Below are 25,805 nucleotides of genomic sequence, written 5' to 3'. Positions count from 1 at the left end.
ACTTGACGGTAACTTATTTACGTCTTGGTCCAGTTTGCATTCACCGTAAGCTATCAATCTACCCTCTCCAATGTGAAAGCAGCAGCCTGGAAATCTCCACGGAGGTCAACATCAACGCCATGCTGCATCCAGAAAGCCCCACTGGCAACTGCCGCCAAGCCTGCGGACAGCTTCCCGTCAAGTGCCGCGATCCGATACTTCGCGTCGGTGTTCAATCCGCGGAGATAAATTCTTGGAAAGGGATATAACATTTGGCTGGAGTGCAGAAAGGCGAAAACGACGGCGTGTCGCTGATCTTTCGACACCGATTCAGTCACGGATTGCTCACTTCCATTCTGCGGTGAGATCAAGCGGTAGAGCGATCCCCGCTGCACGATCTCCCGAATCTGTTTGTACTGGGTCACCATCTTTTTCGCAGTTGCAAAATCCTCCGGCTTCCAATTGTTCAGGTTTGCACCGACGCCGAGCGATCCCTGCATGGAAGAGAGAAAGCGGTATTCGAGGGATAGAGTTCGTTGATTGACCCAGGTCGGCGAGTCCGTGACCCACGCCATCATCACACCTGGAGCATAAGCATAGGTGAACCCGTCCTGTATCGAGAGACGATCGAACCCATCGGTATTGTCGGACGGCCAGACCTCGTCCGTGTAATGCATGATGCCGAGGTCCACCCGACTCCCCCCTCCGGAGCAACTTTCAATCTCGACATAGGGATGTTTCTTGCGCAGCTCATCGAGGATGGAGTATAGGTTTTGGATATAGGCGATGTAGACCTTCTTCTCGTCCTCCGGCGCTACCGCGGGCCAGCCCGGTTCGGACCAATTACGGTTGTAATCCCACTTCAGAAATGCAATGTCGTTTTCTCTGAGCAGCTTATCCAGGAACTCGAAGACATATTCGCGTACATCCGGATGAGCGAGATTGAGCATCAACTGATTCCGGCCCTCGGTTCGTGGCCGACCGGTAAAGTTCAACACCCAGTCAGGATGTTTGCGATAGAGATCGCTGTCCGGATTAACCATTTCCGGCTCAACCCATAGTCCAAAATCCATGCCGAGAGAGTGAACCTTGTCGATCAGCGGCCTGAGGCCATGCGGAAACTTCTCCGGATTCACGTACCAGTCTCCGAGACCGGCTCGATCGGTAGAGCGTTGCCCAAACCAACCGTCATCTACGACGAAGCGCTCGACACTGATGCTTGCTGCCTTCTCCGCGAGGGCTTCCTGTCCAGCCTCATCCACCTTGAACTCTGTCGCCTCCCAGGAGTTGTACAGAACGGGACGAAGCTTCGGATTAGGTGCGTGCGGCAAGATGCTCGAGATCTCGAAGCGGTGTAGAAGTCTTGAAGCACCTCCGATGCCGTCATGCGAGTAGCCAGCATAAAAGTCGGGTGACTGCAGGTGCTCTCCTGGGGATAGACGATAGCCAAAATCAAATTGATTGGGGCCACCTGTTACACGAACCTGCTGTGCGGCATCCTGTTCAATGCTGATCTGCCAGGAGCCGCTCCACCCCAGGGCGCCAAACCAAACGTCGCCGTGGTCCTGGTCATTTGAGCCGTTTCGATCGATAGCAAACCACGGATTGTTCTGGGCGCCTGTCGATCCGCGACGGCTCTCGAGAATCGTTTTTCCAGGCTGAATGATTTGCTCGCGGAGGTTCCACTCACCTGCCCAACGACCGGTGAGGTAACGCAAGCGGTAATCAGTACCGCGCGGCAGGTTCCACGTGCCCGAAGCAATCTCCTCAACTGTGAGCGGAACAGAGGTTCTGTTCTGTACTTGTGCCGATCGCGTCAGAATGCCTGTAGTTGCATCGACGTGATACTGCAATTCGACATAGACCTCTCGCGAGACGTCCTTCAGCAGAATAGTGAGCTGGTTCCCGTCTATGCGATGCGAGACATACTCCAGAACCAAGTCTCTATTTCCGTCCGGGAAAGTAACCTTCAGGTCAGGTTCAACGTAAAGTCCTCCTCCCCAACCAACGAACTCTTGTTGCGTCGTGTTAATCGAAGATTCAAAGGAAGATGGGCCAGGATCGGAATGCGGCATCGCGAACGCATCCGCCGTACTCAGACATTTTCCCCAATAAATCGCCTGCAGTTGTTTCTTTTCGTTAATTCCAAACACATAGGACATGTCACCCGCGTCAATACGAAAGACCTGCGTCCGGCCGTCAAAATGAATCAAAGCTGCATTCGATTGGCCTCGGACAAAGAGGGGAAGGAACGCGCTCATCAATACCATGCAAAGCAGGAGTATGAAGCGAAGCCTCCGTCCGTACATTGCATCCCCACAGAAAGGCCCTTTGCTAGTCCCTATCCCAATCTTCTTCGTCATCCCAGCATTCATTCGTCGCTCCATCCGATTGTCGAACAGTTGCTTACAAAGACACTATCGGTTCGTGTGTTCCTATGCTCTCTTTATTTCGGAAGGACACATCCGTCAAACGCACTCTACGGCCTTGTTCTACACGAACCGAGAGTACGGTTCTTCCGTAACGGACGTTGCAAGTCCCGCCGAGTTTGCTCGAAATCGCCGCCGAGATCAGTCGATTCGAACCCCAGCTCATGTCCACCTGAAAGCCACCGCGAGCGCAAAGTCCACTGAACCGCCCGTCTGGCCACGCTGCCGGAGGGCTGGTAAAAGATGCAGGAAATCACCCTGCGATTGCAGCAGCATCTCGGCAAGACCGGCAGCTCCAGCGGTATTGCCATCGACCGCGAAGATATTTTGCGTCGCGCCAGCAACGCCACCGCGTGAGTAAGTTAAGAGATTGTCCTCGGTCGCTTTGCCGATGAGGCCGACCAAGTGACGGTGCGCCGCCTCTCCATCCCAGAGTCTGGCGTAGTAGTTCACGAGATTGGCGCGGCTCCACTCTGTATCTTCCCAATCCGGTTGATTGATACGCCGCTTTAGTGTGACGCGCGCAGCGTTGGCGAGCTCAGGAGTCTTTTCTGGGGAGATTTGATTCTCCGGATAGAGGGCGATTAGGTGTGAGGTGTGCCGATGATTCGGCTGAGCTTCTTCGAAGTCCTCCAACCATTCCTGCAACTGGCCGTGACGCCCAATCTGGAATGGGGGAAGCTTCTCTCGCGCCCGTCGAAGCTCGCTGCCGAAGCTAGAGTCGATTGCGAGCCTCCCCTGAATTTCCAGACAGATACTAAAGAGCGCATAAACGAGGACACGGTCACACGTAGGTCCCATCGATTCGCTGCATTCGGCACCAGAGGTAGTGCGAAACCAATTCTCCGGTGAGTCGGATGGCCCAGTGACCAGCCATCCATGTTTCGGATGCTCCACCATATATGCAATGAAGAACTCAGCAGCCTCTTTCAATACTGGATACACGCGTTCGCGAAGGAACTCTATATCCTGCGTAAAACGGAAGTGCTCCCACATCTGGAGCGATATCCAGATGCCAGAGGTGACGAAGATTCCCCATCCCAACCCCCAGCCAGGTGCCGTATAGCCCCACGGATTTGTGACCACATGGCTGATCCACCCGCGCACACCGTAGAGACTCCGCGCAGTGCGCCTGCCTGAACCAATCATTTGCTCGATCAGAGTGAAGAGTGGAAGCTGTGAGTCCGTGAGGTTGCCAACCTCGGCTAGCCAATAATTTTGCTCGGTATTGATGTCCAAATGAAAGTCGTCGGTCCAACCCATACTCGAAGCAAGTCCATCGTTCCAGATTCCCTGCAATGCAAGTGGAAGAGGTGAATTCGCTCGCGAACCGGCGATTGTCAGGTAACGACCGTACTGAAAGAAAAGCGCACACAATCCAGGATCACTGACTCCTGCCTCCAACGACCGTCGCCTTTGGTCGGTTGGAATCCTTTTAGCTCCCGCTCGAGATCCGAGATCGATCTGAACACGACGGAACAGGGTTTGATGGTCCGCGATATGGTTTCGACGAAGCTCAGCGTAACTCTTTGAAGTCGTGCCTTGTAATGCCTGAGCGCAGTCCATCTCCGGAACGTGACCACCGTAGCTGGTGGCAATCGCGACAATTAACGTCACCGCATCTGCATTATTGATCTGCAGATGCTCTTCCCCGCTCGTAATCACTCCCCCCACGTGGAATAGACGGGCGCTGCACTCCACTTCAACGCCCTGCTTCCCATCACTGAGCATCGATTCGAATGCATGTCCTCGAAAAATAAGAGTGTCAGATCCGGACCGAACGATCTTTCCTGGTAATTTGATACTCTCGAAGATCATTTTGAGGCTGACATGCCCAGGGGTATCGCTTCGCAGGTTAACGACAAGTACACCATCTGGATTTGAAGAGAACACCTCTCGCGTAAAGCGATTCCCGTCGGCCCGATACTCTACACGAGCAACTCCCTCGTCCAGATCGAGGGTCCGCCGGTACTGGCTTGGGTCACCGCGATGAGTCAATTCTAAAACCAGATCGAGCAGCGGTAGGTTTGTGCCAAATGAAGTTGGGTGACTGAGAAGACATTCTTCACAGAGCTTTCGTGCCTGAACATAATCTCCTTGAAAGAGGAGGGAGCGCATCTTATCGAGATGCGACGCTCCTCCTGGATTGATATCGGATACGCCTGGCGCGCCGGACCAAACCGTTGACTCAGTTAAGGCGATCCGCTCCCTCGTGACGCCCCCGTAGACCATCCCGCCGATCCTTCCATTCCCTATAGGAAGGGCCTCGAGCCAACGCCTCGCTTCGCCGCGGTACCAAAGAACCTGGTCAGCCCCCGCCTCCTCTCCGAGTGCAAGGCGTGCGTTGACCGGAACGGCAGCGAGAGCCAGACCGGCCCGAACAAATTCCCGCCTAGTAGGAGACACAGACACCCTCTGCAGAGCCACTAAAGCCCCTGCCCGCTGGGAGAGGGCAATATCTACGGTCATCTGCTCGATCAAAACCGGCAGATTCGATGCCTCTCATCGTTTGTGGGATTGACTGACCACGTACGTCTCGGCAGCCTCGGCATAAAAGTAAAATAAAAGGCTTGTGCGGCGGATGCGAAACCACCGTAACATGAGTCTTGTGCTTTGTGGCACAACTTTTGACCCGATGAATAGCACACCCAGATCTGCCGGAATCAAAGACATAGCTCGAGCACTCGGGATCTCGATTGGCACGGTCGATCGAGTCCTGCATAACCGTACTGGCGTCAGTTTGAAGACCAAGGCCCGTGTGCTTGAGACGGCGGAGAAGTTGGGCTATAAACCCAATCTTGCCGCGCAGGCGCTGAAGCTCAACCGCACGATCGAAATTGCAGTCGTTCTTCCCAAGCAGATCTCCCATTTCTTCGATCCTTTGCGCGCGGGGATAAGATCGGCCGCCGAAGCCACCGTCGGAATGCGCGTCAAAGTCACCTTTCATGAGTATCCGCGTTTGGGACAGGGAGACGGCGAGTTGCTCGAGAGCAGGCTGAAGGAGAAATGCGACGGCATCATCTTTACCCCCGGAAATCCGAGGAAGCTTGATTCGATCATCAATCGCTTGACCGCGCATGGCACCGCGATGCTCTGTGTCGCCAGCGATGCACCCTCCAGCGAGCGGATCGGTCTCGTTTCTGCGCACGCCTATACCAGCGGTGCGTTGGCGGCGGAACTTCTGGCTCATAAGCTCGCGCGGAAAGCGCATGTGGCGACCATCACTGGCGAACTCACGACTCTCGATCACGCGGACAAACTTCGCGGCTTCGCGGCTACTCTTGCCATGCTTGCTCCTCATCTCAGCTTGCTTCCGGCGGTCGAGTCGCATGAACGTCCCAAGGAAGCGTATCGCCAAACAATCGCTCTGCTCCGCGGTGAAACGAAGCCGCAAGGCCTGTATATCAGCACAGCGAACAGTGTTCCGGTTCTCCAGGCGCTTGAAGAGGAAGGCCTGCTTGGGAAGATTCAAGTCGTCACTACCGATCTGTTCCAAGAGTTGGTCCCTCTGATCGAGACGGGCAAAATTCTCGCAACGCTTTATCAACGTCCTTTCACTCAAGGAAAGGTTGCGTTTGAAAGCCTCGTCGCCTATCTTCTCGAAGAGAAAAAGGCCTCTCCTATGATCCGCCTCGCACCGCATATTATTTTTCGCAGCAACCTTCCTCTCTTCACTGACCGCTTGGACGACCTCACGGACACGTCGCAGTCTTAGGCCCGTCTAAGCCGCCGAATTTCCGCTGGACCAGCCCCTCTATTTCTTGCTCTTGGGAATGAAACGAATCGCGCATCCTCCTCCCGCGGCCAAGTGCAAGGTCAGCTGCTCCGTTCTGTCCACGATCTGTTTTTTGATCGTGACATGCTCTGGATGACCCCCTGCATCGGCCCCATCCTGATAGATCTCGGCGATGTATCGTCCGCTACCGAGAAAGTTTAGGGGCACATGAAGGTCGCGTGGAGTCCAGTTGGTAATGCTGCCGAGATACCATTCGTTCCCGTGATTCCGAGCGATCGTCACGAACTCTCCTGGTTCGCCATTGAGAACGTACATCGAGTCCCATTGCGTCGGAACATCGCGAATAAACTGAAAAGCAGGCTGATCAGCGTAAGCCTGAGGTCGGTCCGACACCATTTGAAATGGAGTCTGGAAGACGACATAGAGCGCAAGCTGCTGCGCTCGAGTGCCCATCACCATAGGGCTCCGATCGCGGGCAACAAAATCGTCTTCTGTGGCATTAGTGAACCCGCCAGGTGTGTAATCCAAGGGACCGGCAACCATGCGGGTAAATGGAAAGACGGTTCGATCTACGGGACTATCGCGTCTGCCTACTTTGTTGTTCTCCGCTCCCAAGACGGCTTCATAGCTAAGCACGTTCGGATAGGTTCTTTCGATGCCCCAGGGCTTGCTGGCTCCATGGAAGTCCACCATGAGGTGATGTTCCGCGGCTTCGCGAGCAACGTCATAGTAGAACTTTATTCCATCCTGATCGTCGCGATTAATGAAATCGATCTTGACGCCGGCAACCCCCCAGCTCTCAAAAAGCGGGAACGCTTCCTTCATTTGATCCATCACCGAGGTGGAGTAGAGCCAGATCCAAACCTTGACTTGCTTGGCCGCGGCGTAGCGCACCAATTCGGGTACATCGACGTTACCGCGCTGCTTGGTGATGTCGCGCCCATCGGCCCAACCTGCGTCGAGCAGCATGTAAGGAAAGCCCGACTGTGCAGCAAAATCTACGTAGTACTCCATGTTTTTCGTAGTATATGCCGACTTTCCATCCGGTCCGATGTCGCCCGCCCACCAATTCCAGGATGCTTTTCCAGGGTGAATCCAGCTCGTATCCTGCACTCGACTCGGTGGGTTCAAGTCCGAGATGACATTAGACTCCATGAGCTTGCCAGGCTTGTCCGCAACCAGCAGAACGCGCCACGCAGAGTGATGTGGCAAGGTCGTTGTGAGCGCTAAGCCTGGATCATCGAACCGCGGTGAGAGTTTTGAGACAAACCAATGGCCTGCCCAATTTCCGGAAGGATTCGTGACGTACATCCCGGGATTGCCTTCAAGATCTGCCTCAGTAAACGTTACCCAGGCCACACCAGGCAGATGCATAAGCAACGGCATGCCGATCAGAAAACTACTTGATACCCCTCCCTGATTACTAAAGGCTGTAGTGGGCAACTTCACGTATTCGCTCTCATAACTACTGCGATAGTTAGGGAGCGCAAGCGCCCAGGTGGTGGCATCGGTACTAACGCGAAACTCGGTGTCCTCCTGTTTCAGACGAAGGTCCTTCATCGCGTCTTGCTCAGGTAGGACATACCGAAAAGCAATTCCATCGTTATAGGCTCGCGCCTCAATCACGAGCGACCTCTTCGGTTCGCTCCTTTCGACGGCACGCAATTGCACACTGTTATATAGATCGTGAACGTTGCTGACCTTTCCTCCGATCAGGTTGTAGTCATCACTCCCCTTTGCGGGAGTGCTTTCGGAGATCTCCATGTTGCTTCCCAGAGTAGGCTGGCCTGACAGTTCCAGAGCAAGTGAGGATGCATCAATTACGTGTTTTCCGTGAAAGTCTACAGAGTAAACGAGCTTGCCACCTGATCCACTTGATTCGTTTCCGGCAACCGTCGCGAACCGAATGATGAGCTGTTGATCGGGAGAAGAAAGAATAACCGGGTCTGGGTCCGCAAATCCTTCAAGATTGCAAATCAACATTAGAACTGACAAAACGAGAGGCCCGCTCAAGCACCGACGCATAGGGAATAGCCTTTCCAGAAAAGACGAGATCGCTTTAGGTATCGAGCTCAATCGCATTACAGTCGTTGAGGTGAATCAAGGTGAATGAAGCTACAAGTTGTAGCTTCATTCACCGTTTGGAAACTGGATTTACGAGCCACGCCGCAATGAGCCTAGAAGGCGTACTTCAATGACAGCTGGAAGAAGCGGGCGTCCGGTGTATTGTTTTGGAACGATTTTGGACCCGTTATATTGCCTCCATTGGAATTGATGTTGTAGGTAGATGGATTAGCCAACGTAGGGTGATTCAACACGTTGAAACCATCGGCACGGAACTGAAGGTACTGTTCACGCCACGTTGTAAAGTTTTTGAAGAGAGACATATTTACGCCATAGTATCCAGGCCCGTAGATCTGGTTGGACTTCCCCCCTAAATACTCGATCGCAGTCGCAGTATCGGTCACCGGTGCAGTGATCAAGTTACCGGGCAGGGGGTTGGCAAAGGCACATGGGTTGTACCAGTTCGTACGATTTCTCACCGACGTCGGGCAGTCAGCAGGTGTTAGCGAAGTATTCGATGGGTCGGGCGAACCCCCAGTGGAGAATGCATCGCGCACCACGTTCGCTCTCCTGTTGTCAGTCGCTCCAGCAGCTCCTGAGTTGTTCGCGTCAACCGTGAAAGGGGTCCCACTCTGAGACACCCACGTCAGACTCGAGGCCCATCCGCCCGCTATCAGGTCGACCCACTCAGAGTGGTTCAAATAGGTACGCCCTTTACCGAAAGGAAAGATATAGTTGCCGTTCAACGTGAAGCGGTTGCGAATGTCGTAGACCGAGTTCGTCAATTCATCAATGAGCGGAATGAGAGCCCTTTGCCGATCGCCGATTCCGGTTGAGAGGCCACCAGCGGAGCCGGTGTCATCCATCGCATGAGCCCAAGTGTATGTGGCGAGAAAGCTCAGGCCATGTGACGTTCGTTTCTCAGCCTTAGCTTGTAGCGAGTTGTACGTACTTACACCACCGTAATGGATGGTGCCTATACCACCCAGATCCGGGAACGGCTGGAATTGCTGAGTGCTGGTCCCCGCAGGATAGAGAGCGCGAACTGCATTCGGGTCGGCGTACGTTCCCAGATGGCGTGAGGAATTGCCGACGTAACTGATCGTCGCCGCGAGATTGGGAGTCAGCTGACGTTGAAACGACAAGTTGTAATTCATCGTATAGGGCGTCTTGATCTGGCTGTCGACAGCGTGGAAACCAGGACTACTGACTGCATTCAAAATGCCATTGCCCAGGTAAGCCGACATTCCAGACTCCAAAGTGATCCCATTCGAGGGGCAATTCCCCAGAGAACAGGATTTTGGGTTGATGTTGATCTGGCCACGGAAGGGAAAGTTATCGCCGATATTTGTACCGCCGTTGCTCTCCAATCCTCCGTAGAAGATCCCGTAAGCGGCTCGAACTACCGTTTGAGGATCCAGTTGGTAAGCTACACCCACACGTGGCGCAAAGTTACTCAGCTGTGCACTTGTCAGGCGTTCGTTATCCACGTACTGGATCCCGATATGATCCTTGGCCAAAATCCCCGGAAAGACGCTACCAAGAGCAACCGTGTTTTGAATCTTCTTCGGGAAAATGACGGTGCCAGAGCCGGTTCCAATTCCGAGCGAGTTGACGTCGGGAATGAAATTTTCCTGACTTCCCGAATTCTCTTTGAATGGCTCGTAATAGTCGTAGCGTACGCCCAAATTAAGTGTAAGCCGCGGTGACACCTTCCAGTCGTCCTGAAAATACACTGAGTCGTACCATTGGGCGTCATTCACATTCGGTGCACTCGAGATCGCGCCGGTGTTCATCTGATCCGCGAGAAAGTCTGCAACGCCGGAACCCGTTGTTGCACTCACCGTGGGGTCACTCGTATATAGACCCGTGAAGTAATAATTGCCAAGATTGGAAGGCGCATACCGATAGAAGAAGCGGATGGCCTGGAAAGAAACGCCGGCCTTCAATGAGTGATTTCCCAGCGTCTTCGATACGTTATCCAGTATCTGATAGACGTTCTGTGATTCATTTGATGTGCCCTGCGAGCCCCAGTTGGCAATGCCGTAGACTATCCCCAATGGAAGCCCACCTTCATTCGGCGTGAAGGGTATGCCCCCCAGGCCGAGAGTAGGCGACAGGTCGACATTCGCATTGGGCTGCAGGAAAGAGAACCTGCCTGCATTGAAACTGAATCGGAACTCGTTGGTGAGAGTCGAACTGAAGATATGAGTCTCGCTCCCTACAAAGTTCTGGGCTAGGTTAACGTCGTATTCACCGCCGTATCCGCTTCCGTCCAGTGGATCGCCAAGCGGAAGGCCGTTCTGAGCGATCTGATGCACATAGCTGTATCGAACATAAGCCTGGTCTTTTGCGCTGATGTTCCAATCCAGCCGCTGGTCCCACTGAAACGTGTTGTTGTGGGTGGGCACATTGACAACGTAATTGTTGAATGTCTTCCCACCGTTAGCATTTGGCAATGGATAAAGCTTAAGAATATTTTGGGCAACCGTGTTGATCTGGTTGGTACAAAAAACATTGTTCTCGCCGTTGCACGACAACTTGTTAGATGCGCCCCCGCCTGAATTCGGCTGATAGAGCTGAACACTCTGACCGTTAAGACCCGCGTTGAGCAGTTCAGAGAAATTCCCTTGCCTCATAAGCGCCGTAGGCACACTGTATGTACCCGGATTGCTGTAGGCGATGCGATTAGCCTCGGTATCGCCAAAGTAGAAGAGTCGGTTTTTTATAATTGGAAAGCCCAGCGTAGCTCCGAATTGATTCTCGTGGTACGGAGGGATAGTCAACGCATTCCAGTTCTTCGCGTCCAAACTTGTGTTGCGAACATACTCCCAGACGCTTCCATGGATCTGATTCGTACCCGACTTAATACTCGCGCTTAGGACCGCGCCGGCCGAATGTCCAAACTCCGCGCTGAAATTACTCGTCTGAAGGCTGAATTCCGACAGAGCATCGGGTGGAGGTCGAATGATGTAGCTCGATCCGTTTAGAAAGTCGACAAGATTGGTGTTGTTATCGACTCCATCCAGGATGAAGTTATTCTGTTCCGCGCGCTGCCCGTTCGCCACGAAGTCACCCGTGCCCGAACCTCGGGTGTTCCCGAGTGGAGGGGCGACGCCAGCAGTCAATTGAGCGATATATACGAAATTGCGACCATTCAAAGGGGTATTGTTGATGGTCTCGCTGCTGATGACCTGAGCGACTCCGCTCGTCTGCGTCTCGAGTAGAGGCGGCGCCTCGGTTACCGTCACAACCTCGGAAACCGAGCCAAGCTTGAGGGATATGACAATGTTCAACCGCTGCTGCGCATCAAGGTGAAGATTCTCCTGCTTAGTCGTCTGAAATCCCTTCGCCGTGGCACTCACAATGTAATTGCCAATCTTCAAGGGAGAGAAGACATAAACACCGCTGCTATTCGCTGACCCCTCCAGCACCAGTCCAGTGTCGACGTTCGTCACCGTGACCCGTGCGCCCGCAACGGCCGCTCCTGAACTATCTTGTACGACCCCCGTAATAGCTCCCTGATCCACCTGACCTATCGCGCTTCGTGCGCAGCAGCAGCATACAAGCGCACAAAAGCTTAGGAGCAGAATCGAATAACGTGCGCTCCGTTCAAGAATCCTATGCAGTTCGGTCATCATATTAATGCCCTTTCTAGCTATCAATCTCTTTGGTCCTACTTCCATTGGCCCCTCAAAAAGTCGAACGCGCCAGCAATAGATTTTCACCGAAAGGTTCAAACTGAAAATCTATTGTGTACGTTACCGTAAAACACAGTAATCCTCATTTCTAAAGACTGTCAAGAACTTTTTGGAATCTAGACTTTTACTCCCGCCTTATCAAGCTTAGCCGCTCACTAGATTCGCTTACCTCGATAACGTGTACGTTAGCTTAAATATAAGCACCACTCATCACCAGTACCCGCACGCGGCCAAGAGCCAACACCAAATTGGCATCACAACGGTTCGACTCGGAATTCCATACGGAGTGCAGTCACGCGAGGCGGGATCAATTTAGGCCCGCTTCAATTAAGCAGCCGTCTTACTGCTTTGAAGACAGCACACTCGCCTCGATCTCTTCGAGTGTTCGCCCCTTCGTCTCGGGCACGAATGTCAAAACAAAGATCGCCCCCAGCATGCAGATTCCTCCATAGCCCAAGAAAGTGCCAGAGCTCCCGAGTTTTCGATTGATTAGAGGGAAGGTATAGGTTAGCGCAAACGACGCAATCCACAGTGCGCACACAGCGAATGACACTGCTTGTGAACGTATCCGGTTAGGAAAAATTTCGGAGATCAGAACCCAGGTGACGGGAGCCAATGTGAGGGCATAGCACGCGATCGCACTCAGCGTCAGGACAAGAATGGCGCCGCTGTGCCATCTTGCGTGATACGCCATTGCGGATAGCAAGTGTGACAGACCGATCCCGATACAACCGAATAACATCATAGGGCGACGCCCAACGCGATCGACAATCAACATTGCCAAAACCGTGAAGACTAGGTTTATGGCTCCTGTGATCACGATGTTCAGAAGGATGTCGTTGTCACCGTAACCCGCACTGCGATACACCTCGGCAGCGTAGTTGAAGAGGATGTTGATGCCCGTCCACTGCTGGAGTACGGCAAGAGCTGCACCGATGAAAACAACCCTCCGCATTCCAGCCACGCAGAGTTCTTTCCAGGAGGTTTGGATCCCTGTTTCCAACTGCAAGTTTTTCTTGATGGCAGGAAGTTCACTCAACGCATAGGGTAACCCCCCGACACGTTTCAAAACCTTATATGCTTCATCGTCGCGGCTCTTAGTCAGCAGCCAGCGAGGGCTCTCAGGAATAAATAGCGACATGACGGTAAACACAACTGCCGGCACTACAACGGCACAGAACATCCAACGCCAACCGTACTGCACATTCCAGGTCTGCAGAAAGTCGATGCGGGTTATATGCTCAGGAATCGGTCTCGCAATCTGCCAGTTCGCAATTTGCGCTAGCAAAATGCCCACAACGATCGCGAATTGGTTCAAACTGACGAGTCGGCCGCGTACGGACGCCGGACTGATCTCAGCAATATATAGAGGTGAAATATTGGAACTGAGCCCAATTGCAGTGCCGCCGACGATTCGCCAAAGGATAAACATCGAAAAAGAGGATGCCCGGCCAGTCAGCCCTGAAGAGATGGAAAACAGGATCCCAGAGACCAAAAGCAAACGCCTGCGGCCAAAGCGGTCTCCCAGATACCCGGCAGCCAATGATCCTAAAAAACAGCCGACAAGCGCACTGCTGTTAGCCCATCCAACAAGTTGCTCCGACGTAAGTTGAAAATACGCTTCGTAGAACTGACGCGCCCCGCCGATCACTACCCAGTCATATCCGAACAGCAACCCACCCATTGCGGCGACCAGTGTGATCGCCCACAGATATGGAGTTTGTTGCGCCTGCGATCCGGGAGCGGCCGCATCGAGAGGGACATGGGTGGTCTGCATGGCTTAGTTCACTGCCGTTTCGAGTGCTGCCAACAGATCTGCAGCCCCGGCGTGATTCTCGTCGAGCCGGCGCACTTCGTTCAACAAGATCAATCCCTGCTCTGTCTGTTCGAGCCCCAACAACGCCTGAGCACGCAGAAACTTCGCTGAAATTTCCTGCCGTCTGAGCAAGTCCTCTTCAAAAAGCAACATGGTAGGCAATGAGGTAGCGAAGTAGTCAATCTTAGGAACTTTATGTTCAAGGTCGACCGAGTAGTCGTAAATGCCCTTAAGTATCTTCCTCGCCTCTTCGTGTCGCCCGAGACTGACGAGAGCCTGCGCGCTCCAGTAGGTTGTATCCGAGATCGAGTGGACCTGCATCTGTTGAAAGTCCCCGCGGTGGCTCGCAGCGCGCTCCCAATGCAATTTCGCTGTCGTTTCGTCGAGATTTGCCGTATGCGCCACTCCGAGCCAGTAGTCAATCATGCTCAGATTCATCAACAAATGCTTGGCCTCACTGAGGCTAGGTGGAATGTCCCGCGCTGCCTCGAATCTCCGAATCGCAGTGGATGTCTCTCTCTCTGCCAAGGCCTTCTGGCCAAGCAGTAGATTGGCGCGCACATACTGCGTCAGCACTAATCCCTCGCCCCCCTCCCAAGGCTGAAATTTACGCGAGAGCAGAACTTTCAAGGCGTCCTCAGGCCGACCAACCTGGTTATAGAGTGAGGCTAGTTCGACGGACAGATCATCTCGCGATGCCACTAATTCCAGCACTGCTTCGAGAGCAGCGAGCCGATGTCCAGGACTCTCACCGGTTCGCTTCAGCAACTGATCTTGTTCATAGAGGATACGAGCGTCCGCGGGAGCAAATAGCCGTGCCTGAGCAAAGGCAGCACGCGCGTTCTTCTCATCTTTGCGAACGTTGTAATATGCGAACCCAAGATTGCGCCAGACCGTAGGGAAGGTAGGATCAAGTTCCGAGGCCCGCTCCCAATATCTTATGGCGTCTTCATGACGCTTCTTGTCGTAGAGCAAATTCCCTAGATAATATGGCGCTCGCGCGTCCTTCGAATTTCGCGTAACTGCGGCTTCAAGGAGCGCGATCTCCTCCAAACGACTAGGAAAGACATATGCGGCGTCCGCTGTGGCGGCTAACTGATATGTCACGGCGCTATCTTCGTTGAGGCCAAGCAGAGCAAAGGTGCGGGCGAGCGCATAAAGCAAGATAGCGGAAGATCCGTCCTTCGCTTTTGTAGAACCGACGGAAAAAACAGCTAACGCGTCCTCCAGCAAATTGCAGCGCAGCATGTCGAAACCCAGATCCAATTGTTGATGACCATCTAGTGGGACACTACCCGTTGCAAGATACCGGCTCCAGTTATCGAGAGGATCGAGTTCACAAGTCAGCTTGAGGAACGCTTCAGCTTCGGGCTGCCTGCCCAATCGACGTAGTACGACAACTTTCAGATTCCGCGCGTTCAGATTGTCGCCGTCGGCCAGGAGTGATCGCTCGATATGATCCAACGCCTGTGCCCACAGCCGGCGACTGCTGTCGATCTCAGCCAACCGGTGGTAGCCCGGCCCCCGCCAGGCGGCATTCCACGTGGACTTGTAGAAGGCCTCGTATGCTTCAGAAATCCTTCCTTGGTAGGTCAGTGCCAACCCAAGGTTGTAGTACGGCTCGCCATCATAGGGGTTCGGATTGCGGGCAGTCAGACGGGTAATCGCAGTGCGGAAGTAGCGCTCTGCCGTCGTAAACTCACCACATCTTAGATGCCAACGCCCCAACGCATGGTTCGACCGGCTGTCCCCGGAGTCCCGCCGGATTGCCTCACGCCAATATCCTTCAGGGCTCATTGTCGCGTGACGATACTGCTCTAGATGCAGCCCTGTCAGGTAAAGTTCGTCGCTTGATTGAATCTCTTCCGGTAGAGGAGGTTCCTCGGCAACATCGGGCGAAGGGGCCGCAATAATCTCTGACGGGGCATACCGCAGAACTACATTCTCGCCAGTTTTATCGTTGACGATAAGCAAAAGCTCCAGCTCTTGTTCATCATCGGCGACAGAGAATTCCGTGTGCAGCGCAAACGCAGGGTTCAATGTGCCCGACCAAGATGAAGACTCCTTCCCGCTAATTCTTAGAGAAACCGTAGCCTTGGGCAGCTCGCGAGTGACCATGAGATGAACTACCACTTTGCCACGTTCTCTCTCCACGCGGACCGCTGCGTCACGATTCGCCAGATCAGGCAGCCCAATTTCGCGGAGAGGATACCAATACTGACTGAAGACCTTCGTCTCCCCCGGAGCGAGGAAAGAGAAATCAGGCTGATTATCGGTATAGACTCCGGCCATCAACTCAATGTAAGGTCCATCGGAATCTGTAAGGCTGCGATCCCACGCGTAGCCAAACTCATGATTCCCCCAAGTCCACTGCTTCTTTCCGGGAGCGATGTGATGATTGGCCACATGGACCATGCCGGCTTCGGCAGCGTGGTCATATCCCCCTGCAAAATCCCCTTTCGAGTTTGCGACCATATAGCTCGTTGGAACAGGGATATTCGAATACCAACTCAGGTCGTTTGGCGGGTACGATCCATCTGGCACAAAATTCGCTGGCTTTTCGTCTTCCGGAACTCCCTTAACCGAACGCTGCTTATAGTCGATGCCGTAGTAACAACCCTCGCTGAGTGGAAACTCCGTAACTGCCCGCTTGGCATGGTCGGCTACAAATCGCACATCCTTTGGGAAAAAGGATTGATACTTCTCGTGCACTCGTGTGGCAACGTTTGCCCACCACAGGAAGGTCTGAGTATCTTGTGTGCGATTGTAGAGGCGGACGCGGAGTTCGAGGTAGGCTTTGCCTGGTCTCAGGCATACTCCGTGCATCCCTTTCATGCGCGCCATGGGATCATGATCGCTACACCAGATCGTCACAGCCCCATCCGGATCACGCTCAATCGTCACTTCAACCGGCATGAACGTCGCGGGCCGATGGTGCTGCGGCCAGTTGAACTCCACCCCTCCCGAGATCCAGGGGCCTGCAAGACCAACCAAGGCTGGCTTAATCACATTCTGACGGTAGAAAAAATCGTAGCCATTCAGCTTGTCTAAACCGACATGAATGCGCCCGCCAATCTCGGGCATAACCATGAGCCGTATAAACTCATTCTCGATGTGAACTGCCTTCCACTCGCGAAGTTGCGGCTCTGTATTAACGCGATCAATGACAGGCAAAGGATATACACGCCCGCTGCTGCCCTGATACACACGCTTTTCGAGAAAGAGCGGATTGAGGTCTGGTGCGGCTGGCATGTAAGACCGAATCATCACCGGTTCTTCCCATGCCTTCACAGCATTTTTTTCAGTCAGCGGCGCGTCTGGTAACTGCAACCGCGCAGAACCTTGCCCTTCGCCAGTGATGTCCCCGTCCACATTACAAGCTTTCTGTTGTGCCATGTCCTATTCCCCGATAACGTGCCGGCTGCGCGACTGGAGTGCGGATTGAGAGCCGGCGAGCGCGTTATGAATCATGCGTTTACATTTACGTTTACGTTACCGCAAATCAAACTCTAGGCGGCTAGTTCAGCGTTGTCAAGAAAAGATGTCACCACTCATTTGTCTCGCCGATATTTCCATCGCTCCTCAGCGATATGAAATCTAGCGTATTCGGATTTTAGAATCAAAGTTCGTCCTTGGAATGCGCCACCAAACCCCGGTTGTCGTGCTCGTACACGCAGAATTAGCAACATCCGTCCCTCAGACGGTTGAGGATGCATTTCTGAATTCTTACCAGGGAGCCGCGCTCCGGCTTGCCGCAGAACCGCCGCGCCGGTTGCCATACTCCCCCGTCGTCACCGCATGTTTCACCATCGAGTTGCAAACCAACACCCTCACCTCCGCCGGCAACCTCAACAACTCAAATTCCAGCGACCGGCAATCCAGCAGTTTCCCACCGCCCAAAGCGCTGCAGATGATTCTGCAGCGCTCCCTTGGCATCTTGCGGCATGCAAACTCCACTTCGGTTGATTGACTTGAGAAACGAAACGCTCGCAGTCGCTATCGCGGCTCCGCAGTTCCCACTAAATCTCCGACATCAGCGCCATTGTTCGCGGAGAAGACAAGGTTCACGTTGAACGTTGCAGATTTGGCGCATTTGGAGAAGTCAATCGGAACATCAACGACAGCATGACCACTGGATGCGATTCCGTTCAGTTGAATCGGCAACTGCTCAATCACCCGTGGATGACAAGTACCGTCTCCGCCCGCTTGTGTCACAGAAAGGGTGTTGATCTGGCTGCCTTCAGCGCGACCAGCACCCGAGTTGGTCAGTGCAATCTTCCAGACGCGCAGATTCTCTCCACCTGTTTTGCTTGCAATCGCTCCCGTCAGCGTCGGCGACTCTACGCTGGGCGCAATCGCAATGCGGTCCAGAGCCGGCGCATAACCAGAATCGTTGCCGAACTGAATCGTATTAGATCCAGCCTGCAACTGGACAGGAATCACCGTGCTGGCTGGCAGATTCCAGCTGCTTCCATTCAAATCCAGCTCCGTGTTGGCACCACCGTTGACCGAGATGAAGAACGAGCGTGGCGCGGCTGTGAGATAGTCAACTTCCATCAGATAGGTCCCAGTCTTGGCGACATTGACTTGCGTGAAGGTCACAGTATTTCCGCTGCCACCGCCAATGTTTCCCGCCTCGCCCGCGCCGGAACAGTACTCGCAATAGGGCGGAGTTACGGTTCCTGCCAGCGTGGCGTTTTCCGCCTCAAAGGTCGTCGAGCTCGGAAGAGGAGGAGCTCCGGAACCATCTCCACTAACGACGATGCGGTCCATGTCCGGCGGATAGCTGGTCGGACTTCCGAATTTAATACTGTTGATACCTTTATTCAGAGCAACTGAGACTGTGGTGCTGGACGGGAGAAAGAAGCTGCCACCGCCTACATTAAGAGTCTGAAGTGGCCCTCCGTTCACTTGGTAGATCAGCGACCGTGGACCCTGGGTCAACGAGTCAATCTGCATCTGATAGACCCCTGTTCTGCTCGTGGCGACGTTGTTGAAAGTGACCGCATTGTTCCAACCCAGTGCAAGACCACCAACCTTTTCTCCGCCGGAGCAGGCTGAGCAAGCGGCAATAACGGCGGTGCCGCTCAATGTCGCCGCCTCGGCCTCATAGCTCTGCGATTCGGTTGGTCTGGGGCGTCCCTCACCTGTAACCTTCAGAAGTCGCACGCCGTGACCCAGGATCGTCGTATCGAATCCGTGGTCTAGGCTTCCCAGCTCAATGTGATTCCACAAGTCGCGAACTCGGCTCGCGTGAGCAAAGCCAAGACTGTTCCAGGGGACGACCACTCGGGATGGGAACGCGTTCAAGTTGAACAACGCCACGTAGTAATTCCCATCTTCCATGTCAGACACCCAGACTGGTGTATCACCACCCAAAGCCTGCTTCGCTGGATGCGCGGACTGATCGATAGCAATTACCTCATCATTTGTCAGAAGCTGTTTCCCAAAAGCATCCAGAGTCGTCAGGTCGCCACCCAGATACATTGGCGCATTGGCCATCGCCCACAGGGTAGCTATTGATCGCCGCTCCTCATAGCTCAAGCCTGAAGTGGTGTTGTTCATGACCTCCAGCGAATCAAGGTCGTTCCAGCCAACCAAAGGACCGGCAGCATTCTGCCAACCCACTAGATCGTAAAAACGCCAGGAGGCCATGGCCCAGTTCGTAATTGTGGAGCAGTTTCCTTCGCAGTCGATGTCGCCTTCAATTCTGCGTGCGTTCGCAAACTGTTGCCAGACACTCAGGTAGTCCTGGTCGAGTGCCCACGAAATAGTGAACCAGATTGGCCGACCGCTCTGTGCAATTGCCTCCGCCCACGCCGCCACATCCGCTCGGTTATCGATCGACAGGTCATCGCTATACGAGCCCGGCGTCACAGCATCGAGTTTGATCGCGTCGATACCCCACGAAGCGAAGAGATTTACAACAGAATTGATATATTCCTGCGCTCCCGGCTTCGTGAAGTCGATCTTGTAGTGATACGGCGAGGTTCCAGGCGCACCGAAGGCATTCCCAGCCGTATAAGGGACGGCCAGAATGTCCTGGATATGGTACGGCGTACCAAGGATAGTCGAGTTCGCAACCACAGCCGGATATTCCACGCCGGGAATCCAATAGATTCCGGCCTTTTGCCCGTTTGTATGGATGTGCGCGACGAGCGCAGTGATATCGGGGAAGATCGTGGAATTCGGAATCGGACGCCCATTAGCATCGAAGCTCCCCTGCCAGCCTGAATCCATGTTGATGTAGTTGAAGCCGTGGCCCTGCAGCCCAGAAGCGAACAATGCGTCCGATTGCGCAGTCATATTTGCCTGAGTCAGAAAGTTACTCGAGATCGTCTGCTGACTAAAGCTGCTCCAACCCTGATAAGGCTTTTCGGCGATTCCAGGCGTCTGTGCGCGTCCACCTAAAGCACATCCGAAGAAGACCGCAAAACAGATTGCGAAGACAACTCGCAAGTATCTACTTCCTGCCTCGCCGTGCTGATGCTTCAGGTTCGATATCTTTGATTCAATGGAGCTTGTCATCCTCGCCGTCATAACGCCTCTCCTTATTACTATTACTCGATTGAAGCGCGAAGCTTCATGAGTGTGATCGCATTTCAGATGCGTATCCTCTGCAAAAGCGGCAAAGCGCAATACAATGTGTAGGTACACGATGCAACGTTAGCAATTCGGTATTTGCATAATGGTGTAAATATCGTGAACGTTACCGCTAAAGAAGGTGTCACAGTCAATTCCTGATTGTCAAGATATTTTTGATACGGTCTACCATGAAGGCTGATTGACCTATGGAGAGGAACACGGAACAAACACTTTCGCTTCAAAACGACCTCCTGCAGGTTCGAATTCTTCCTGCTTTTGGCGGCAAGATCACGTCTCTGTGCAGCACGTTGACGGGAGAGGAGTTTTTATTGCCACCGTTGCAGAGCTACCATCGAGTCTCGTCGACAGCAAACTTCGACGAGAGTGACGGCGGCGGTTTTGACGAGTGCCTTCCGAGTGTTGCGAGTTGCGAGAGTATTGCATGCGAAGCGCCAGTACCTGACCACGGCGACCTATGGCGGATCAACTGGAATGTCGACTCTCACGATGAGGGCATTGTCCTTCACGCCGATGCGACGTCGAGACCATTGAGCCTAACCCGACGCGCCACCTTGCAGGAGTCCTCCCTCGTTCTCGAGTACGACCTCTTCAATCCGTCTGACTCCCCTACAACCTGGCTCTGGTCCGCCCATCCGCTACTCCGAGTCGACGCGGGAGACCGTATCGTCCTACCGAGCGAGATCGAAGAAGTCACGGTTGAGTATTCAGCCGCCGATCTGGTCATGCGAAATAGTGCCGTCGCGTGGCCTCGAGCGCAGTCGTCCTCGGGAGCTGTAGTGGACCTCAGCAGAGTTGGAGCCAAGGATGGAAGAACGGCACACAAACTCTTTGCCCGCATGGGAAAGTCTGGCTGGGGTGCACTCTACCGGGAAAAAGTGGGCCAGGGGCTCGTCGTGCGGTTTGATCCAAACGCCCTTCCCTTCTTAGGCATGTGGATCTGTGCAGGAACGTGGCCTACAACCGGAGTCGAGAAGCAATACACCGTGGCGCTCGAACCCACTACTTCAAATGTCGACTCCCTCGCCTCCGCGGTACTTAACCGCACCGCCCGAAGCCTTGGGGCGCGAGAGAGATGTCGATGGAAACTCGAGATTCAGCTTATTGGGGCTTCGTCGCGTCTCAGTTTCGATGACTTCTGTGCAACCGTAAGATCTAGCTCATCAACTCCAGCACCTGCCGCAACTTAGCCGAGGCCGTCGAGGTCGCCCCTCCAGTAAGCGTCGGTGAAGTCGCACGCCTCTGACCGCAAAATGCCACCCCCGAAGGATCAAGCTGCTTGAACAAGGTTCCTAAAACATTGACCCGATTCTTCATGCCATGCTAGCGTCAAACATGGCGTTTTCTCTATTTCATTGTTGTTGCTGTGACCAGCCCTTCGTTGGGTGAGCGGCAACATCCCCAGATACACCTGAAGCGCCCTCCCCAAAGCTCATCCGAAAACCTCACCGTCCACCCATAGCATCCGTCGAGAAGCCGGCATCCGTGCATGGCTTGTTGGCGAAGATTTTGCTGCAGGAGAAGTCCCATGCAACTTGCAACAGACAAACGACTTGCCCATGACGCTAGCAACACATTGATAGCAGCGAAAGGCCTTCCCGTCGTGGTTTCGAGAACGCCAGAGCAGCTAGAAAATATCGTCTCGCTGTTCGCGGCGTCTGATGAATGGCTGGACCGAGTGCGACTGCGCGCCGAACGGCGATGGTATGAGCGGCTCTATCACGATCAGGACTATGACATATGGGTGATCAGCTGGATGCCGGGACAATCCACTGGCTTCCACGATCACGGCGCGTCTTCAGGAGCCTTCGTAGTGGCGACTGGGACTCTTGAAGAGCATCGTGTTGGTGAGCGGAGCCATGTGATCTATCCGGGTAAGCCGCGTGCATTCGGTCCCGACTACGCGCATGACGTCCGAAATATCTCCCTTGCACCGGCCATCAGTATCCACGCCTATTCGCCTCCGCTCGACGAGATGAACGAGTACGAGCTGGATGGGAGTCGACTGGTTCCGCGTGAACGCGTTTCTGAGAATGCTGAGACGCTCGATCAGGAGTGGCCAGTGCAGAGGCGGAAACCAGTAGACCGGACCGGTGCCTCGAACATTGAGCAGGTGCTTTCAGCGGCACGGGCCCGATTGCAACGGCTATCTCCGGATGAGGCCTATGGGGCGATGATCAAACCAGAGGCGATACTCGTCGATATTCGCCCCGAAGGCCAGCGCGCGATCGAGGGCAGTATTGCGGGCGCATTGGTTGTCGAGCGTAACGTGCTCGAATGGAGGTTCGACCCAGCATCGAGCGCGCGGTTGCCGGTCGCGTCCAATCATGATCTCCAGATAATCGTGTTTTGTTCGGAAGGCTACACCTCAAGCCTCGCGGCCGCATCTCTGCAGGATCTCGGACTCTGGAGCGCGACGGACATAGTTGGTGGATTTCATGCGTGGCGCGCAGCGGGGCTGCCGACTGTGCCGCCAGCAGAGCCTTCTAAAATCCATCCCGCTCATGAACGGTAGCTTATCCCTGTGCTGGAGTTAGAACGCGACCCATGAGCCAAAGCTTCAAAGAGTTTGGGCGTTCCGGCGACTCTCGTCACTTAACCGCCTGTCGGTGGTTCCGGTCCATAGGCCCGCGGATAGGCCGTTAGACGAAACCACATTACAATCGAAGATTTTGAGTGATTCCACTGAGAAAAAGCTATACCCTGTACCTCTGAGATAGTGACAAACCGACGCAAGGTTGAGTTTCTAAAAATTACTTTAGTAAGTTACTAAACCTGTACTTACATTTTCATTGTGCGGACGCGAAGCTAGAGAATAGACTTTGCGTGAAATTTCTGGCCTAGGAGTACCTGCTAGTTATGTCAACTCAAACCATCTCAAACGACCTTCTTGAAGAGTGCTGGATTACGACCGACAGCGACCGGCTAAGCAGTGGATTCGATCACGAACACTTCGAGATCACTCATTCCCTCGCCGAACATCCGCTCCTGCAGATCCCCGAACTCATGGAACTAGCGGATCGTACGAAAAGAGATAGACCAGGAGGCATCTACTACGATGCCGGTAGGGATATCAAAGTCGACCAGCGATGGGATCAGATGCCTGCAAAGCAGTTCTCGGTCGTCGAGACCATGGAACGTATTGAGACCTGTGGCGCGTGGCTACTATTCAAGGACGTTCAGAAGGACCCAAAATACAAGATATTTCTGGGCAGTGGATGGGAAAGGATCAAATCAAAGATTGATCAAGACCTGAAGTCTCGAATCCTCCGCGAAGACGCTCTCATCTTTGTCACCTCCCCGAAGCGCATCGCAACCTACCACATAGATCGAGAGTGCAGTTTCCTGCTTCAGATCAAGGGAACAAAGACAATTCACATCTTCGACCGTGCGGATCGAGAGGTTCTTCCTGAAGAGGAGATCGAACGTTTCTGGACGGTTGATAACAACGCGCCTGTCTACAAACCACAGTTTCAGGCCCGCGCTACTTCCTATAAATTACGCCCCGGAAATGGTGTGCATATTCCTGTGAATTGCCCTCACTGGGTAGAAAACGACGACAACGTCTCTGTTTCGCTTAATGTCAACGTTCAGTTCAAAGACACGCTTCGAGCCAACACCTATAGAGCGAACCATGCCCTTCGAACACTCGGCCTAACTCCGCGTCCGCCCGGCCAGTCCCCCACGGTGGATTACCTCAAATCTCACTCCATGGTTGCTGTGGTTGCTGCGAAGGCTGCTTTGCATAAGCTGTCTTCCTTGAGAAAGTCTTCGTAAGAGTGTCCGAGCAACTTAGAGCAGGCGTGGATTCTCATGGCCTGAAGTACTTGGTTTGCACTAAATGCATTCTCCATTTCAATAAAGATCGTTTCTGACCTTCGACCTGCCATCATCATGGTTGGCTTCAACCGACTGGCAGCACTTGGGTTCGATTCGGAGTTATCCGAGCTGCTTCATCATGCCGCCGGATGAGTGCACTCGACAGGCTATGCGACTATTTGAAGTAATTTTGATTGCAACCCTGCTTGCTGCCGCCGTGGCGCAGATGACGAAATCGGCCGCCCATTGGTCGAGGCCTCTTACGGTGTTCGGAGTGCTCGTCGCTACCTGGCATGTAATCCACGAGGGGACACACTGGCAGATGTTTCCTGTCCTTGCAGGACTCATCCTGCTCGTGGCCTGGCAGCTGATAACGGCATCTCGTCGAGCTTCACGCTATCCAGCGATGAGAAAGCCCGTGGCCATCGGCGTCGCATTGCTTTCCATCACAACGTTCGGACTGCTCCTGATCGTACCCATGTTTACTCTTCCGAAACCAACGGGAACCTACCCGGTCGGAACACGCATCATTTATCTCAAGGATTCGAGTCGCATGGAAGACAGGGCGGAGAAGCCCGGAACGTCCAGAGAACTCGTGGTGCAACTATGGTACCCAGCCGATCCTTCGAACAATCATCTGGCTGCCTATGAGACAACGTCCGAGACAATTCTCGCCACCTCTTACCGAAGCGTCCTATGGACCAACTCCAGAGAAGATGCACCCGTGGCAAGCCAGGGTGGTCCGTTTCCCGTCCTGCTATTTAATCACGGCTGGGCGGGAAGACGTACGCAGGATACATTTCTTACAGAAGACCTTGCCAGCCATGGTTACGTGGTGGCTTCGATTGATCACACCTACAACTCCAGCCGGGTTGCTTTGCCTGGAGATCGTATCGTCGAAGATATCAACGGCGGCGATGCACTGGATACCAGTCTGCATTCGGCCAGTGAAATTATTGATACCTGGAATAAAGAGCTCAATAAATGGGTGGCCGACGAGGTCTTTGTTCTAAGCACGCTGCAGAACGAGAATCTGGATCAAAAGAGCCCCTGGTATGGTCGACTCGAGACTCAGCGAGCCGGCGCTTTGGGTCATTCCTTCGGTGGCGCAGCCGCAATACAGGTGTGCTCGGTGGATGCCCGAATTCAATCCGCTATAAACATGGACGGCTGGACGTTCGGAGATCTCCGGCAACGCGCGGCGAATCAGCCAACGATGTTTCTCTACGGATTAGGAAGCGGCGCCCCGCCCCCAGATCCAGCAACGCTGGGAACTGCCGCACGCGCCGAGGCTGAACTAGACGCAACCGACCGCAACGTGGTCGATACCAGTCTCCGGCAGTTTGGCGGGTATAAGGTATCCATCAGCAACACCTCACACATGGACTTTACAGACCATCCTCTCGTTAGTCCGTGGCGCAGATGGACACAACCCAGCCATATTTCACCGGGACGCATAGAAACTATCGTTCGCGCCTACGCGCTCGCCTTCTTCGATCAGACTATCCGAGAAAGAAAGCCGACTCTACTTGAATCAGGAACTTCTAGCCCGTTTCGCGAGGTCAAGATAGAGCACTGGAGTCCAGAATCCAAAGCAGCATCAGTCGAGACAGCTCTAAAGCCGACTCTGTTTCGATAGAGCATCTTTGCGGACCAGA

The 25,805-nt window shown here is 53.8% G+C and carries 14 protein-coding genes; 6 read left to right on the top strand and 8 right to left on the bottom strand.

Annotated features, from left to right (window positions below):
* Positions 1-53 precede the first annotated feature (53 nt).
* The 3 genes from HDF12_RS11110 to HDF12_RS11105 form a co-directional block, all read right to left on the bottom strand.
* The gene (locus HDF12_RS11110) at positions 54-2,240 is read right to left on the bottom strand and encodes an alpha-galactosidase (RefSeq protein ID WP_257025502.1); all 2,187 of its coding nucleotides are present in this window, start codon (positions 2,238-2,240) and stop codon (positions 54-56) included.
* A 145-nt stretch (positions 2,241-2,385) separates the two neighbouring features.
* A complete protein-coding gene (locus HDF12_RS22880; protein ID WP_373563891.1) occupies positions 2,386-2,580 on the bottom strand; it encodes a hypothetical protein in 195 nt (64 codons plus the stop codon).
* Entirely contained in the window at positions 2,571-4,877 is a 2,307-nt protein-coding gene (locus HDF12_RS11105) for a glycoside hydrolase family 95 protein (protein WP_179582893.1), read from the bottom strand. The genes HDF12_RS22880 and HDF12_RS11105 overlap by 10 nt, the downstream gene beginning before the upstream one ends.
* Before the next feature lie 166 nt (positions 4,878-5,043).
* On the opposite strand from HDF12_RS11105, the gene HDF12_RS11100 reads away from it, so the two are divergent.
* A complete protein-coding gene (locus HDF12_RS11100) occupies positions 5,044-6,123 on the top strand; it encodes a LacI family DNA-binding transcriptional regulator (RefSeq protein WP_179582891.1) in 1,080 nt (359 codons plus the stop codon).
* 39 nt (positions 6,124-6,162) lie between these two features.
* On the opposite strand, the gene HDF12_RS11095 is transcribed toward HDF12_RS11100, so the two are convergent.
* The 4 genes from HDF12_RS11095 to HDF12_RS11080 form a co-directional block, all read right to left on the bottom strand.
* The gene (locus tag HDF12_RS11095) at positions 6,163-8,127 is read right to left on the bottom strand and encodes a glycoside hydrolase family 97 protein (protein WP_257025501.1); all 1,965 of its coding nucleotides are present in this window, start codon (positions 8,125-8,127) and stop codon (positions 6,163-6,165) included.
* Between the two features lie 194 nt (positions 8,128-8,321).
* Positions 8,322-11,738: a TonB-dependent receptor gene (locus HDF12_RS11090; protein ID WP_373563889.1), complete on the bottom strand. Its 3,417-nt coding sequence runs from the start codon at positions 11,736-11,738 to the stop codon at positions 8,322-8,324.
* A gap of 511 nt (positions 11,739-12,249) precedes the next feature.
* Complete coding sequence (locus tag HDF12_RS11085) at positions 12,250-13,686, bottom strand: sugar porter family MFS transporter (protein WP_179582886.1); 1,437 nt, start codon at positions 13,684-13,686, stop codon at positions 12,250-12,252.
* A gap of 3 nt (positions 13,687-13,689) precedes the next feature.
* Positions 13,690-17,121: a DUF5107 domain-containing protein gene (locus tag HDF12_RS11080; RefSeq protein WP_179582885.1), complete on the bottom strand. Its 3,432-nt coding sequence runs from the start codon at positions 17,119-17,121 to the stop codon at positions 13,690-13,692.
* Between the two features lie 241 nt (positions 17,122-17,362).
* Here HDF12_RS11080 and HDF12_RS11075 point away from each other — a divergent pair, with 241 nt between their 5' ends.
* Entirely contained in the window at positions 17,363-17,695 is a 333-nt protein-coding gene (locus HDF12_RS11075; RefSeq protein ID WP_179582884.1) for a hypothetical protein, read from the top strand.
* Positions 17,696-17,721: 26 nt separating this feature from the next.
* On the opposite strand, the gene HDF12_RS11070 is transcribed toward HDF12_RS11075, so the two are convergent.
* Complete coding sequence (locus tag HDF12_RS11070) at positions 17,722-20,265, bottom strand: alpha-galactosidase D (RefSeq protein WP_179582883.1); 2,544 nt, start codon at positions 20,263-20,265, stop codon at positions 17,722-17,724.
* A gap of 251 nt (positions 20,266-20,516) precedes the next feature.
* Between HDF12_RS11070 and HDF12_RS11065 the strand changes: the two genes are divergently transcribed.
* From HDF12_RS11065 to HDF12_RS11050, 4 genes are all read left to right on the top strand, one after another.
* Positions 20,517-21,518, top strand: coding sequence for an aldose epimerase family protein (locus tag HDF12_RS11065; protein WP_179582882.1), 1,002 nt, complete (start codon positions 20,517-20,519; stop codon positions 21,516-21,518).
* Positions 21,519-21,856: 338 nt separating this feature from the next.
* On the top strand, positions 21,857-22,843 hold the full coding sequence (locus tag HDF12_RS11060; protein WP_179582881.1) for a rhodanese-like domain-containing protein: 987 nt from the start codon (positions 21,857-21,859) through the stop codon (positions 22,841-22,843).
* A 344-nt stretch (positions 22,844-23,187) separates the two neighbouring features.
* Positions 23,188-24,105, top strand: a complete 918-nt coding sequence (locus HDF12_RS11055; RefSeq protein ID WP_179582880.1) for a transcriptional regulator — start codon at positions 23,188-23,190, stop codon at positions 24,103-24,105.
* Between the two features lie 211 nt (positions 24,106-24,316).
* Positions 24,317-25,786: an alpha/beta hydrolase family protein gene (locus HDF12_RS11050; protein WP_179582879.1), complete on the top strand. Its 1,470-nt coding sequence runs from the start codon at positions 24,317-24,319 to the stop codon at positions 25,784-25,786.
* Positions 25,787-25,805: the final 19 nt, after the last annotated feature.

This window comes from Tunturiibacter gelidiferens (assembly GCF_013410115.1).
GTDB classification, from domain to species: domain Bacteria; phylum Acidobacteriota; class Terriglobia; order Terriglobales; family Acidobacteriaceae; genus Edaphobacter; species Edaphobacter gelidiferens.
Note: the sequence above shows the minus strand (reverse complement) of the source record. Positions and strands in the feature narration are given on the sequence as shown.